Source organism: Micromonospora sp. NPDC023737, assembly GCF_040639715.1.
Lineage (GTDB): Bacteria > Actinomycetota > Actinomycetes > Mycobacteriales > Micromonosporaceae > Micromonospora.
Genome location: NZ_JBFAAL010000004.1, coordinates 26,178 through 40,400 on the forward strand (window position 1 = coordinate 26,178; position 14,223 = coordinate 40,400).

The window sequence follows — 14,223 nt, forward strand, 5'->3', positions numbered from 1 at the left end:
CGCTCGCCCGGCCGCCCGGGCCGAAGGATCGCCACCCGCCGGGCCGCCCCGGCCGTCCCAGGCAACGCCGCGTCGCAGCATCCCACCATCGAGAGAGATGAGCCCCTCCATGAATTGGAGCATCCGCGCGGAGCTCCCGCGCACCCGACAGCGGCGGCGAGCGGCGATCGCCGCCGTGACCGCGCTCGCCACGGCACTCGGCATCCTGGCCGGCGCGCCGGCCGAGGCCGGCACCCGGGACGCCGGCCGTCCGGCCGGCCCGGTGGTGACCCGGGCGGCGCTCGATCCGCAACTGGTCGCCGGCCGGGGCGCCCGGGTCGCCTTCCTCGAGCAGGAGGCGGAGAACGCGACCACGAACGGCGAGGTCATCGGGCCCGACCGGGGCGCGTACACGCTCCCCTCGGAGGCGTCCGGGCGGCGTGCGGTCCGGCTGACCCCCGGCCAACACGTCGAGTTCACCCTGCCCGCGGCCGCCAACGCGATCACCGTCCGCTACAGCATCCCCGACGCGCCGACCGGCGGCGGCATCACCGCGCCGCTGGACGTCGCCGCCAACGGCAAACGGATCCGCACCATGACGTTGACCTCGCAGTACGCCTGGCTCTACAACCAGTACCCGTTCTCCAACGACCCGGGCGCGGACCTGCTGCACCCCGACTGGTGGATCACCGAGTGCTCCTGCGTGCCGGCGGAGACCGAGCCGTACCCCACGATCCAGAAGCCGTTCCGACCCAGCCACTTCTACGACGAACAGCGGTTGCTGCTCGGTCGCACGTACCGGGCCGGTGACCGGATCCGGCTCACCGCGCCGGCCGGCAGCAACGCCGCGTGGACGGTCATCGACCTGCTCGACTCGGAACTGGTCGGCCCACCGAAGGTGCGGCTGCTCGCCGCGAACGTGCTGGCTTTCGGCGCCGACCCGACCGGCCGCCGGGACGCCGCCCCCGCGATCGAACGCGCCATCGCCTTCGCCCGGCGCACCGGGCTGCCCGTCTACCTCCCACCCGGCACCTACCAGGTCAACCGGCACATCACCGTCGACGACGTGACCATCCAGGGCGCCGGCAACTGGTACACGATCATCAAGGGCCGCGAGGTGGCCCTGCCGACTCCGGCGCCGGACGGGTCGCTGCACACCGGCGTCGGCTTCTACGGCAGGGACGCGGCCGACGGGGGCAGCCGCAACGTCCATCTCTCCGACTTCGCCATCGAAGGTGACGTCCGGGAGCGGATCGACACCGACCAGGTGAACGGGATCGGTGGGGCGATGAGCGACTCGACCATCGACGGACTGCACCTGCGCCACACCAAGGTCGGCCTGTGGTTCGACGGTCCGATGCGCAACGTACGCGTCACCGACAACATCATCGTCGACCAGATCGCCGACGCGTTGAACTTCCACACCGGCGTGACCGACTCGCTCGTCGCCAACAACTTCGTCCGGAACACCGGCGACGACGGCCTGGCGATGTGGTCGGAGCAGACGGCGAACGCCCGCAACACCTTCGCCGGCAACACCGTGCAGTCGCCCGTGCTCGCCAACGGCATCGCCGTCTACGGCGGCGGCGACAACACCGTCTCCGGCAACCTGGTCGCCGACCCGGTGCGGGAGGGCAGCGCCATCCACGTCGGGTCCCGCTTCGGCGCGGAGCCCTTCACCGGGCACCTACGCATCACCGGCAACACGACGGTCCGGGCCGGCACCTGGGAACTGAACTGGCAGATCGGGCTCGGCGCGATCTGGTTCTACGCCCTGGACCGCAGCATCGACGCCCGCATCGAGGTGACCGGCGACGCGTACCTCGACAGCACCTACAACGCGATCATGCTGGTCAGCGAGTGGGCAGTGAAGGACCTCTACTCGATCAACGGCGTGCGCTTCCGGGACATCCGGGTCGACGGCACCGGCACCTCGGTGGTCAGTGCCCGTACCGCCGGTTCGGCGTCCTTCCAGAACGTGGACGCACGGCACGTCGGGGCGGTCGGCGTGAACAACTGCGGCTCGTTCCACTTCACCCCGGCCGGTTCGGAGTTCGGCCTCACCGACCTCGGCGGCAACGACGGTGGCTGGCTCGCCGACTGGCAACTGCCGAACACCATCACCTGCGACGACCGCCCGCCCGTGGTCCCACCACCCCCACCAGCCCGCTGGTGACCCACCCCACCCCCGCACCAACGCGTTGATCATGAGGTTGACGGCGGCTTCCGAGATCCACTCCGCCGTCAACCTCATGATCGGCAGGGTGGACGAGGGCCCGAGGGTCAGGCTGTGGAGTGGGCGCTGTCGCCGGCGATGGCGGCGAACGTGGCGCCGCTGACCATCCGCGCGTCGTCCGAGGCGAGGAACACCACCAACGGCGCGACATCCTCCGGCGCGATCCACGGCAGGCCGAGCGGCGTACGCCCGCGCAACGCCTCCACCGCGGCGCCTCGTCCGATGCCGTGCGCCGCGCCGGTGACCACGGCGACGCGGCCGTACCGCGGGGTGTCCGCTGCCTCGTGCACCGTGCGCTCCTCTCCTCGGTCGCACATCCCCCCGGACCGCTACTCCGGCGCCTCCGGCCCGAGCAGCCGGATCTCCTCGATGTCCAGGGCGGCCTGGAGCTCTCGCAGCACGACGTCGTCGATCTCGTTGGCGTCGCGCATCCGGGTGATCTCCCGGCGTTTGTGCTCGATCAGGCCCAGCCGCAGCTGGCGCTCCCGCTCGCTGGCCCGTGGCGGACCCCCCTCGCGTTCGACGCTGCTGAGGTCCTCGAGGAGCGCCTCGTAGTCGGTGCGGACCCGGTCTCGCACGTCGTCGTCCGCGCCGACCTCCTCGGCGATCTGCGGCAGCGCCGACAGCCCCGCCTGTCCGGCCCGTACCCGGGCCTGCCGCACCTCTTCGACGCGCCGTGGATCGCCCATGAGGCCCGCCCAGCGGACGATCAGCGGCAGGGTGGTGCCCTGCAACAGCATGATCGCGAGGATCGCCGTGGCCGTACAGAAGATGATCAGATCTCGTTCCAGGACTCGATGCCCGTGCGTGCTCAGTGGGACGGCCAGCGCCGCGGCGAGCGACACCGCGCCCCGGTATCCGGTCCAGGTCGCGACGACGCGTAACCGGATGCCGGCGGCCTGCCGCTTCGCCCGAGGGTTGACCGCCCGGATCGGGTACGACGACAGGAGGATCCACGCGGCCCGGGTGAGCACCACCACCAGCGTCACGACCGCCGCGATGACCACGGCGCGCCCGATGGACACGCTGGTGACACTGCGGATCGCACGGGGCATCTGCATCCCCAGCAGCACGAAGAGCGCGCCGTTGATCAGGAAGGTCGAGAGATCCCAGAACGAGAACGCCACAAGCCGGGAACGGGCCCGGATGACCCGCGGGCCGGCGTAGGAGAGCACCAGTCCGGACACCACGACGCCCAGCACACCGCTCGCGTGAATCTGTTCCGCCAGCAGGAACGCGGCGAACGGGGTCAGCACGCTGAGCGCCCCCTCGCGCATCGGGTCGTCGATGTGCCGCCGCACGAGCACGACCAGACCGCTGACCACCAGTCCGGCGGCGATGCCACCGGCGAACGAGAGGCTGAACTCGCCGGCCAGCTCCAGCGCCCCCGGCAAGGCGCCGCCGCCGAGCAGGCCGACCGTGACGGAGAAGAGCACCAGGGCGCTGCCGTCGTTGATCAGGCTCTCCGCGCGCAGGGTGGTGAGCAGCCGGCGCGGCATCCGCTTGGCCAGGCCCGACACCGCGGCGGCGTCCGTCGGGGCCAGCACGGCGCCGAGCACCCAGGCCGCCGCCGGCTGGACGCCCAGCGCCTGTGCGGCGAACGACACGGTGACCGCCGTGAGCCCCACCAGCACCACGGCGAGCAGGCCGATGACGAGCAGGTTGTTCCGGATCTCGCGCAGGCTGGTGGTCAGGGCCTCCCGGTAGAGGATCGCCGGCAGGAAGAGCAGCAGCACGACCTCGGGCGCGAGCACCACGTGCGACAGCGGCGGGATCAGGGCCAGCAGCCCGCCCAGGACGATGAGCAGGACCGGCGGCGCGACCCGGTAACGACCACCGATGGTGGTGCCGACGATCACCGTGACGGCCAGCACCACGAGCAGCAACAGCCCCTCCACGTAGCACCCCCCTCCTTCGCCGCAGTGACCGTTCCGACACCACTGTCGCCGCTGCGGGCGGGTCAGGGAGGCGGAACGGGCGCAGCACGCACCGGATCATCGGCGCGTGGGTGGAGGCGGGCGCGGAGCCACGGCCGGCGTGGGGTCCGGCCTGTGGGGGCCGCGAAGCCGGGCGGGGCTCGGATCGGCGGGTCGGGGTCGGGGCGTGGCGGCCGGTCGGCAGAAAGCCGGGCCGTCCCGGACCCAACCGTGCCGGGCTGATGTGCCCGTAGGCGAAGCCGCATCGCTCGAGCCGACATAGGGTCGCGGTAGGGGCAGGCCCGGTAGCGCCGGCTGGGGGGCACGTGACGGCTGCGGAACGACGACGCACACCGGCACAGCCGTGGCCGGACCTGACCCCCGACGATCGGGTGGCCAGCGGGGCCGGCCGCGACCTGCCGCCGGAGCTCGGACCGGACGCCGTGAGCGTGCTGGAGGGCCGCACGTTCATGTTCTCCAACGCCTCCGGTGACGTGCCGAAAGGCACCATCGGTGGGCTGGTGCACGACGACACGCGCTTCCTCGACAGGTGGGAACTCACTCTCGACGGCGCGCCGCTGCTGGTGCTGGGCGCCGGCACCGTCGACCCGTTCTCCGCCGCGTTCTTCCTCGCCAACACCGAGCTGCCGCACCTGCCGCCGAACCGGGTCGGCGTCCGCCGGCAGCGGTTCGTCGGCGACGGCATGTACGAGCGCGTCGAGCTGCGGTACTTCGGCCCGGACCCGGTCGAGTTGCGCCTACGGCTCGCCGTGGGTACCGACTTCGCCGACCTGTTCGAGATCAAGGAGTCCGGCCGGGACCGTTCCGCGCAGATCGTCCGCAGTCACGAGCAGGACGGCTCCGCGCTCTGCTTCGCCTACCGCAACGGCACCTACTACGCGATGGTGCGGGTCGAGGCCGACCCGGCGGCGACCCAGATCGACGGAGACGCGCTCGTCTGGCACCTGCGTCTGCACCGCGGCGAGGCCTGGCGGTGCGAGCTGCGGGTGCCCCTGCACTGCGGCGAGGAGCAGTTCGAGCCGGTCGCCCGTAGCTTCGGCGACGTCTTCGAGCGGGACGCCGAGGATCCGTCCGCACGATGGCTCGCCGCCGTACCGACGCTGGAGGCCGGCTCGGACCGGCTGCTGGCGGTGTACCTCAAGTCCGCCGCCGACCTGGCCTCGATGCGCCTGGAGAAGCGCATCCGGGGCGAGCCGGTGGTACTGCACGCCGCGGGGCTGCCCTGGTTCATGACCGTGTTCGGCCGGGACACGCTGATCACCGGATACCAGACGGTCGCCCTCGGCAACACGATGGCGCGGGGCACGCTGCTGGTGCTCGCCAGCCACCAGGCCCAGGAGCACGACGACTTCACCGACCGGGAACCCGGCAAGATCTTCCACGAGTTCCGCACTGGGGAGTTGACGCAACTCGGGTTGAAGCCTTACCAGCCCTACTACGGCGGGGCCGACACCACCGCGCTCTGGCTGATCGTGTTCTCCGAGTACTGGCGGTGGACCGGTGACGACGCCCTGGTGCGGGAGCTGTGGCCGAACGCCCGGGCGGCCCTGCGGTGGATCGACGAGTACGGGGACCTGCACGGCTGCGGGTACGTCGGCTACGCGACCCGGTCCAGGGAGGGCCTGGGCAACCAGTGCTGGCGGGACTCGCCCGACGGGGTGCAGTTCGCGGACGGGACCATCCCGGTGCTGCCGATCGCCACCTGCGAGACGCAGGGCTACACGTACGACGCGAAGATCCGCGCGGCGGAACTCGCCGACGGGCCGATGCGGGACCCGGTGCTGGCGCAGCGGCTGCGCGCCGAGGCGGCGGCCCTGCGGGACCGGTTCAACCGTGACTTCTGGGTACCGGAACGCGGCGGCTACTACGCGATCGGCCTGGACGGCGACGGACGGCCGATCGACTCGATGACGTCCAACATGGGCCATCTGCTCTGGAGCGGCATCGTGCCGCCGGACCGGGCACGATTGGTGGCCGCCCAACTGATGTCCGACGAGATGTTCTCCGGCTGGGGCGTGCGTACCCTCTCCACCGCCGACAGCGGCTACAACCCCATCGGTTACCACGTCGGCACCGTCTGGCCGCACGACAACTCGATAGTGGCGGCCGGCCTCGCCCGCTACGGCCAGCACGAGGCGGCCCACCGCATCATCGGGGCCATGATGGAGGCGTCCGCCTACTCCGAGCACCGGCTGCCCGAGGCGTTCTCCGGCTACGACCGCAGGTTCGGCCGGCGGCCGGTCCCATACCCCACCGCGTGCAACCCGCAGGCCTGGGCCAGCGGGGCACCGCTGCTGTTCCTGCGTACGCTGCTCGGGCTGGACGCGGTCGACGGCCGGCTGGTCCTGGATCCGCACCTGCCGGAGTCGATCGGCCCGGTCCGGCTGCTCGGCGTTCCGGCGTTCGGCCGCCGCTGGGACCTGCACGCCGAGGGCACCCACGGCGAGGTCCACCCCGCCGCCTGACCCGGCGACGCCAGTCGGCCCGACGCGGCGGCGTCGGGTGCTGCGATCGCGCGCCACCGTGGCCACGCACAAGTCGGGCCGGTCGACTCGATTCCGGTGATCGTGGCCGGTCCGAGACGCCCGGCGGCCGCGCCACCCGACGGGGAGCGTGAGCGTGGTCATAACGGCTGGACGACTGTCCGTACCGGGCTGCTAACCTCTTGCGCAGGTCATGAGCGCCAGCGTCAAGCCCCGGCTTGCTGGCCGGCAACCCTCCTCCGCGGTGGGGTGCCCCGGGTGAAGACCGGGCACCGGAGCGAATCCGGTGCAAGCGTGGCCTGGTCCCCAGGTCAGCAACGACCCGGGAGAGCCAATGTCGTTCCACCACACCATCTCGTCAGTCGGCCGCATCGTGCCCGACGCCAACGTCCGGCGGCCCGATTCGCCGGCGCTGACCCGGCGTCGGCACGTCGACATGATGTTGGTGTGCAGCGCCGGCTGTCCTGCCGGCGCGCGGCGCTGACCGCGCACTCTCCCCGCCAGCCCGAACCCTCCAGCGGCGTGCCCCTGCGGCGCGCCGTCGGCGGCGCGCGTCCGTGCTCCGCCGAATACCGACATCCGGAGACACCTGTGCGATTCCTTCCTACCCTGACCCGGTTGGTCGCCGTCGGCGCGGCCGCGATCCTCGGTGCCACCGCCCTCACCGCCTGCGGCGACGACGCCGCGTCCGGCGCGGACAACCCGTACGACCTGCTCCAGCCGGGCGTGCTGCGCGCCGGGACGCTCACCGATGCCCCGCCGAACGTGTACCTGAAGGACGGAAAGTTCACCGGCTTCGACAACGACCTGCTCACCGCGGTCGCCGGGAAGATCGGTCTGAAGGTGGAGTTCGTCGGCACCGACTTCTCCGCGCTGCTCGCCCAGGTCAACAACCACAAGTTCGACGTCGGCAGCTCGTCGATCACCATCACCGAGGCCCGCAAGAAGACGGTGGACTTCGGCAACGGGTACGACTTCGGCTACTTCGGACTCGACGTACCGGCCGGCTCGCCGATCCACAGCTTCGACGAGCTCGCCGGTAAGCGGGTCGTCGTCGTGCAGGGCACCGTCCAGGACGACTACGCCAACGGCAAGGGACTCGACCCGGTGCGCGTACCGGACTACAACGGCGCGATCAACCAGCTCAAGGCCGGTACCGCGGACGCCTGGATCGCCCCGGCCGAGATCGGCGAGAAGTCGGCCGCGGACAGCGGCGGGAAGATCGCCGTGGCCGCGAAGCTGCTCAGCCCCGCGCCGACGGCGTACGCGGTGGCGAAGGGGAACGACGCCCTGCGCGAGGCGCTGAACAAGGGCCTCGACGAGGTGATCGCCGACGGCACGTGGAACCGGCTGCAGGCCCAGTACTACCCGGGCCGGCCGATTCCGGCGGACTTCAAGCCGGGCAGCGGCACCGTGGCGGTCCCGGCCGCACCGACCGCGTCCGCGTCGGCCGGGTCCTGACAGTACGACGAAACGACCGAGCGGAGCGGTAGGAGAGACGAGACATGGATCCGTTGCGGACCCTGTGGGAGACGTTCTTCGACTGGGATTCGATGCGCGAGGCGCTGCCCGAGATGCTCACCATCGGGCTGCCCAACACCCTGCTCCTCGCGGTCTCCGCCGCTCTGCTCGGCTCGGTACTGGGCATGCTGCTGGCCGTCGCCGGCATCTCCCGTACCCGGTGGCTGCGCTGGCCGGCGCGGGTCTACACCGACGTGTTCCGGGGGCTGCCGGCCGCCGCGACGATCCTGCTGATCGGCGTCGGCCTGGCGCCGCTCGGCATGCAGGTGTGGGGGCCGAACCCGTACCCGCTGGGCATTCTGGCGCTCTCCCTGATCGCCGCCGCCTACATCGGAGAGATCTTCCGCTCCGGCATCCAGTCGGTGGAGGCGACCCAGTTGGAGGGTGCCCGCGCGTTGGGATTCTCCTGGGCCGAGGCGATGCGGGTGGTGATCATCCCGCAGGGCGTACGCCGGGTCCTGCCGGCCTGGGTCAACCAGCTCATCGCGCTGATCAAGGACTCCAGCCTGGTCTACTTCCTCGGCCTGGTGGCCAGCCAGCGGGAGCTGTTCCGGATCGGGCAGGACTACGCGGCCACCACCGGTAACGAATCGGCCCTGCTGCTGGCCGGCCTGTTCTACCTGGCGCTGACCGTACCGCTGACCCACGTGGTCAACGCGATCGACGCCCGGCTGCGCCACGGCCGGCCCGCCGCACAGCCGACCGACGAGATCGACGACGCCGACCTGGCATTGCCGGGTGCGGCGGGAGGGAGTGGGCGATGACCGCCGCCACCAGCACCTCGGTCAGCCTGGCCGTACGCGATGTCCACCTGGCCTTCGGGCCCAACCGGGTGCTCCGCGGGGCCGACCTGGACGTGGTCCGCGGCGGGACGGCCTGCGTCATCGGGCCGTCCGGCTCCGGCAAGTCGACGCTGCTGCGGACGATCAACCGGCTCATCGAACCGGACCGCGGCGACGTGCTGCTCGACGGGCGCAGCGTGCTGGCCGACGATCCGGACGCCCTGCGTCAGCGGATCGGCATGGTCTTCCAGCAGTTCAACCTGTTTCCGCACATGAGCGTGCTGCGCAACGTCACCCTGGCGCTGCGCCGGATCAGGAAGCTGCCCGAGGAGGAGGCGGTGGCGATCGCCCGCGCCCAGCTGGAACTCGTCGGCCTGGCCGCCAAGGCGGACGCGCGACCCGGCCACCTCTCCGGCGGGCAGCAGCAGCGGGTGGCGATCGCCCGCGCGCTGGCGTTGCAGCCGCAGGTGATGCTCTTCGACGAGGCGACCAGCGCCCTGGACCCGGAGCTGGTCAAGGGGGTGCTCGGGGTGATGGCGGACCTCGCGTCCGGTGGCATGACCATGGTGGTGGTGACCCATGAAATGGGCTTCGCCCGAGAGGTGGCCGACACGGTGGCCTTCATGGACCACGGCGTGGTGCTTGAGGCCGGTGAACCGGCGGCCGTCTTCGAGGCGGCCGAGCACCCACGACTGCGCCGGTTCCTGGCCCAGGTGCTCTGAGCCGCGCGGTCACGTGTACCGTCGGCCGCCCCTGTCTGCCGCCTCAGTCGACCGCCCCCGTCGGCAGCTCAGTCGCGCAGCACGTGCGTGACGTAGCGGCGGGCCAGCGTGGACACGACGTCGTCCGGGTCGGCCGCCCAGACGTCGGCGTTGAAGATCTCGACCTCCACGTCGCCGGTGTAGCCGGCCCGCTCGACCGCGCGGCGCAGCAGCGGGAAGTCGATGTGCCCGTCGCCCATCATGCCCCGGGAGAGCAGCGTGTCCGGGGGCAGCGGCGTGATCCAGTCGCAGACCTGGAAGCCGGCGATGCGGCCCCGGGCCCGATCGATCTGGTCGAGCACGTCCGGATCCCACCAGACGTGGAACGTGTCGACCACCACCCCCACCTGCTCGGTGGGGAACTGCTCGGCCAGGTCGAGCGCCTGCCCCAGGGTGGAGAGCACCCCCCGGTCGGCGCAGAAGATCGGGTGCATCGGTTCCAGGGCCAGCCGTACGCCCCGCTCGGCCGCGTACGGCACCAGTTCGGCGATCCCCTCAGCCATGCGGTGGCGGGCCCCGGCCAGGTCCCGCGAGCCCTCCGGCAGGCCGCCGACCACCATCACCAGACAGGCCGCGGCCAGCTCCGCGGCCTCGTCGATGGCGCGCCGGTTGTCGTCGAGCGCGGGCCGCCGCAACGCCGGACCGGCGGCGGTGAGGAATCCGCCCCGGCACAGCGAGGAGACCCGCAGGCCGGCGTCCGTCACGAGACGGGCGGCGGCGGGCACACCGATCTGCTGGACGGGCTCGCGCCACAGCCCGACGGCCGGCAGACCGGCCCGTACACAGCCGGCGACCGCCTCGGCGACCGACCACCGCTCGGTGGTCTTCTGGTTCAGCGACAGTCGGGCGAGCCGCGCGTCGCCGGGCGCCGGTGTCGGCACCTCGGCCGGCCGCCCGGAGGGCACCTCGACGGCGGGCACTGTGGATCGAGTGGGCCGGCCGGTCATCGCGGCACTCCGGCGGCGTCGAGGAACGCCCGCAGGCGGGCGGCGGCGAGGTCGGGATCGGGCAGCAGCCGCGCGTCGTCGGCGAGCCGGGCCAGCTCGGCGAGGTGGAGCACGGACCGGGCGCTCTGCAGTCCGCCCACCATGGTGAAGCCGGGCTGGTGACCGCAGAGCCAGGCGAGGAACGCGATCCCGGTCTTGTAGTACCAGGTCGGCGCGGTGAAGATGTGCCGGGCCAGCGGCAGCGTCGGCGCGAACGCCTCGTCGTAACGCGGCAGGTCGCCGGCGTCGAGGGCCTGGAGCGCGGCCGAGGCGGCCGGTGCGATGGCGGCGAAGACACCGAGCAGGGCGTCGCTGTGGTACGTCCCGTCGCCACGGATCAGGTCCGGGTAGTTGAAGTCGTCGCCGGTGTACAGCCGGACACCGGCCGGCAGGGCGGCGCGCAGACCGCGTTCGTGCCCGGCGTCGAGCAGCGACACCTTGACCCCGTCGACCTTGCCCGCGTGCTGCCGGACGAGGTCGAGGAACGCGGTGGTGGCGGCCGGCACCTGCGGCGAACCCCAGTAGCCGTGCAGCGCCGGGTCGAACATCGACCCCAGCCAGTGCAGGATCACCGGGCCGGAGACCTGTTCGAGCACGCGCCCGTAAACCTCGGCGTAGTCCTCCGGAGCGCGGGCCAGCCGGGCGAGCTGCCGACTCGCCATCAGGATGACCTGCGCACCGCTGGCCTCCACGACCTCGATCTGCTCGCAGTAGGCGGCGGTGACCTCGTCGAGGGAGCCGAGGTCGGCCGGGGCGTGATCGGTGCCGGCCCCGGCGGCTATCCGGCCACCCACCTCGCGGGCGGCCGCGGCGCTGCGGGCGATGAGTTCCCGGGTGCTTGGCCAGTCCAGACCCATGCCACGCTGGGCGGTGTCCATCGCCTCGGCCACGCCCAGGCCGTACGACCAGAGATGCCGGCGGAACGCCAGGGTGGCCTCCCAGTCGAGGGCCGCCGGTGCGCCGGGAGTGTTGTCGCCCAGCGGGTCGGCCACCACGTGCGCTGCGGCGAAGGCGGTCCGGGAGGCGATCGGCCCGGACGGCCGCGACCAGCGGGCCGGCTCGGCCAACCGCCTCTCCTCCACCGTCCCGTCGGAGCGGGGCAACCGCACCGAGGCGCTCATGCCGTCAACTCGGTCAGCTCGACGCGGCGCCCCTCCCGCGAGGAGCGGAGCCCGGCCTCGGCGAGTTGCACCCCGCGAGCGCCGGAGAGCAGGTCGTACGGGTTCGGCGCGTCCTCGACGACGTGCCGCACGAACTGTTCCCACTGCGCCTTGAAGCCGTTGTCGAACAGGGCGTTGTCGGGCACCTCCTGCCACTGGTCGCGGAATCGTCGGGTCTCCGCGAGGTCCGGGTTCCACACCGGCTTCGGGGTGACCGTCCGGTGCTGCGCCCGGCAGCGGTGCAGCCCGGCCACCGCGCTGCCCTCGGTGCCGTCGACCTGGAACTCCACCAGCTCGTCCCGGTTGACCCGGACCGCCCAGGACGAGTTGATCTGCGCGATCACTCCGTCGTCGAGCTCGAAGATGGCGTACGCGGCGTCGTCGGCGGTCGCCTCGTATCGCTGGCCCTGCTCGTCCCACCGTTGCGGGATGTGCGTGACCACCCGCGCGGTGACCGCCCGTACCCGGCCGAACAGGTTCTCCAGCACGTAGTTCCAGTGCGGGAACATGTCCAGCGCGATGCCGCCGCCGTCCTGTGCCCGGTAGTTCCAGCTGGGACGCTGGGCGGGCTGCCAGTCGCCCTCGAACACCCAGTAGCCGAACTCGCCGCGCACCGACAGGATGCGGCCGAAGAATCCACTGTCGACCAGCCGCTTGAGCTTCACCAGGCCGGGCAGGTAGAGCTTGTCGTGCACCACGCCGTTCTTCACGCCGGCCCGGCGGGCGTGCCGGGCGAGTTCGAGCGCGGCGGTGAGCGATTCCGCGCTGGGCTTCTCGGCGTAGACGTGCCGGCTGGCGTCCATCGCCTTGATGAGCGCCTTCTCCCGGACCTGCGTCGACTGGGCGTCGAAGTAGACCGGGTAGTCGGCGTCGGCCAGCGCGGCGTCCAGGTCGGTCGTCCATCGCGGCAGGTCGTGCCGCTCCGCGATCTCGCGCAGCTTGGTGGCGTTCCGCCCGACCAGCAGCGGGTCGAGCTGCACCCGGGTGCCGTCGGAGAGCGCCACGCCGCCCTGCTCCCGGATGGCGAGGACGGATCGGACGAGATGCTGCCGGTAGCCCATCCGGCCGGTCACCCCGTTCATAACCACGCCGAGCTTGCGAGCGGCCATCGACGACCTCCTTGGGAAAGCGCTTACCGAGACGGTATGGCAGAGCGAGCCGCCGGTGCAAGCCCCGTCCACATCGGCCGGTCAGCACCGAGACCGATCGGTCACTATGAATGGGAGAAGTGCAGGTCATCGGGGTTTGACGGCGCGATCGGGCGGTTCCTAGGCTGGCGGCGGACGACTTCCATCCGGCGTCCACCGGGAAGGACGGTGTCGTGACCGGTTCCGTCACGCTGCACGACGTGGCTCGGCGCGCCGGCGTCTCGCTGGCCACCGCGTCGCGCGCCCTCAACGGCAGCGCCAACCGGGTCGTCGGCGAGGAGCTGCGCGAGCGGGTGCTGCGGGCCGCGGCAGAGCTGCGCTACTCCCCCAACGCGCACGCCCAGGCGATGGCCCGGGGTCGCACCAACATCGTCGGGCTGTCGCTGCACGACATCGCCGACCCCTACTTCTCCGCCGTCGCCGCCGGCGTGATGCGCGAGGCCGAGGCGCACGGCCTGCTGGTCACCATGGCGAGCACCGAACGGCGGCCGGGTGCCGAGACCGACTACGTGGGTGCGTTCCGCCGGCACTGGGCCAGCGTGGTCATCGTGGTCGGCAGCCGCACCGACGACCGGGCGGCCACCGACCAGCTGGCCGAGGAACTCGCCGCGTTCGAGGCCGAGGGGGGCCGGGCGGTGGCCGTGAGCCAGCCCCGCCTCCCGGTCGACACCATCTCGATCGACAACCAGGCCGGCGCACGGGATCTCGGCCACGCCCTGCACGAGCTCGGGCACCGGCGGTTCGCCGTGCTCGCCGGCCCCACCGAACTGCTCACGGCGACCGAGCGGGTGGCCGGGTTCCGGGAAGCGCTGGCCCGGCACGGCGGGAGGCTCGACCCGGAGCACGTGGTATCCGGCCCGTTCACCCGCGACGGCGGTTACGCGGCGATGCGCGAGCTGCTCGACCGGGACCCGGACGTGAGCTGCGTCTTCGCTGTCAACGACGTGATGGCGGTGGGTGCGATGGCCGCGCTGCGTGACCGGGGGATCGACCCGCCCACCGGGATGGCGATCGCCGGGTTCGACGACATCGCCACGCTCCGTGACGTCAATCCGGGGCTGACCACCGTGCGGATCCCGCTGGAGGAGATCGGCGCGCTCGCCGTCCGGCTGGCCCTCGACGACGGCGTGACGCGACCCCGGGTGCACCGGGTGGCCGGCGAGGTGGTGGTGCGCGCCAGCACACCCCGCCTGCCACCACCCCGGTGAGCATCAGGTTCGCGGCGCCCAC

General features: G+C 72.1%; 11 protein-coding genes and 1 riboswitch. Of the genes, 6 read left to right on the top strand and 5 right to left on the bottom strand.

Annotated features, from left to right (window positions below; all coding sequences use genetic code 11):
• Positions 1-97: 97 nt before the first annotated feature.
• Positions 98-2,155, top strand: a complete 2,058-nt coding sequence (locus AB0F98_RS11575; protein ID WP_357732578.1) for a glycosyl hydrolase family 28-related protein — start codon at positions 98-100, stop codon at positions 2,153-2,155.
• Between the two features lie 107 nt (positions 2,156-2,262).
• Here the strand turns inward: AB0F98_RS11575 and AB0F98_RS11580 are convergent, their stop codons facing one another.
• On the bottom strand, positions 2,263-2,505 hold the full coding sequence (locus tag AB0F98_RS11580) for an SDR family oxidoreductase (RefSeq protein ID WP_357732581.1): 243 nt from the start codon (positions 2,503-2,505) through the stop codon (positions 2,263-2,265).
• 39 nt (positions 2,506-2,544) lie between these two features.
• Positions 2,545-4,113 carry a Na+/H+ antiporter gene (locus tag AB0F98_RS11585; RefSeq protein WP_357732584.1) on the bottom strand — a complete coding sequence of 523 codons (1,569 nt, stop codon included), beginning with the start codon at positions 4,111-4,113 and terminating at the stop codon, positions 2,545-2,547.
• Positions 4,114-4,457: 344 nt separating this feature from the next.
• Between AB0F98_RS11585 and AB0F98_RS11590 the strand changes: the two genes are divergently transcribed.
• The 4 genes from AB0F98_RS11590 (at position 4,458) to AB0F98_RS11605 (ending at position 9,660) form a co-directional block, all read left to right on the top strand.
• A complete protein-coding gene (locus AB0F98_RS11590; protein WP_357732587.1) occupies positions 4,458-6,617 on the top strand; it encodes a glycogen debranching N-terminal domain-containing protein in 2,160 nt (719 codons plus the stop codon).
• A 207-nt stretch (positions 6,618-6,824) separates the two neighbouring features.
• Positions 6,825-6,936: riboswitch (SAM riboswitch) on the top strand.
• A 290-nt stretch (positions 6,937-7,226) separates the two neighbouring features.
• Positions 7,227-8,096 (top strand): ABC transporter substrate-binding protein, encoded by an 870-nt coding sequence (locus tag AB0F98_RS11595; RefSeq protein ID WP_357732590.1) that lies wholly within the window; start codon positions 7,227-7,229, stop codon positions 8,094-8,096.
• A 44-nt stretch (positions 8,097-8,140) separates the two neighbouring features.
• Positions 8,141-8,920 (top strand): amino acid ABC transporter permease, encoded by a 780-nt coding sequence (locus AB0F98_RS11600; protein WP_357732593.1) that lies wholly within the window; start codon positions 8,141-8,143, stop codon positions 8,918-8,920.
• Positions 8,917-9,660 (top strand): amino acid ABC transporter ATP-binding protein, encoded by a 744-nt coding sequence (locus AB0F98_RS11605; protein ID WP_357732596.1) that lies wholly within the window; start codon positions 8,917-8,919, stop codon positions 9,658-9,660. Before AB0F98_RS11600 ends, AB0F98_RS11605 begins: the two co-directional genes overlap by 4 nt.
• Before the next feature lie 68 nt (positions 9,661-9,728).
• Here AB0F98_RS11605 and AB0F98_RS11610 read toward each other — a convergent pair whose 3' ends face one another.
• Genes AB0F98_RS11610 through AB0F98_RS11620 form a run of 3 tightly spaced genes read right to left on the bottom strand, consistent with a single transcriptional unit; the run spans position 9,729 to position 12,954 of the window.
• Positions 9,729-10,646, bottom strand: a complete 918-nt coding sequence (locus AB0F98_RS11610; protein WP_357732599.1) for a sugar phosphate isomerase/epimerase — start codon at positions 10,644-10,646, stop codon at positions 9,729-9,731.
• Complete coding sequence (locus tag AB0F98_RS11615; protein ID WP_357732602.1) at positions 10,643-11,806, bottom strand: dihydrodipicolinate synthase family protein; 1,164 nt, start codon at positions 11,804-11,806, stop codon at positions 10,643-10,645. Before AB0F98_RS11615 ends, AB0F98_RS11610 begins: the two co-directional genes overlap by 4 nt.
• A complete protein-coding gene (locus tag AB0F98_RS11620) occupies positions 11,803-12,954 on the bottom strand; it encodes a Gfo/Idh/MocA family oxidoreductase (protein ID WP_357732605.1) in 1,152 nt (383 codons plus the stop codon). The genes AB0F98_RS11615 and AB0F98_RS11620 overlap by 4 nt, the downstream gene beginning before the upstream one ends.
• A 212-nt stretch (positions 12,955-13,166) precedes the next feature.
• Here AB0F98_RS11620 and AB0F98_RS11625 point away from each other — a divergent pair, with 212 nt between their 5' ends.
• A complete protein-coding gene (locus AB0F98_RS11625) occupies positions 13,167-14,201 on the top strand; it encodes a LacI family DNA-binding transcriptional regulator (RefSeq protein ID WP_357732608.1) in 1,035 nt (344 codons plus the stop codon).
• Positions 14,202-14,223 lie beyond the last annotated feature (22 nt).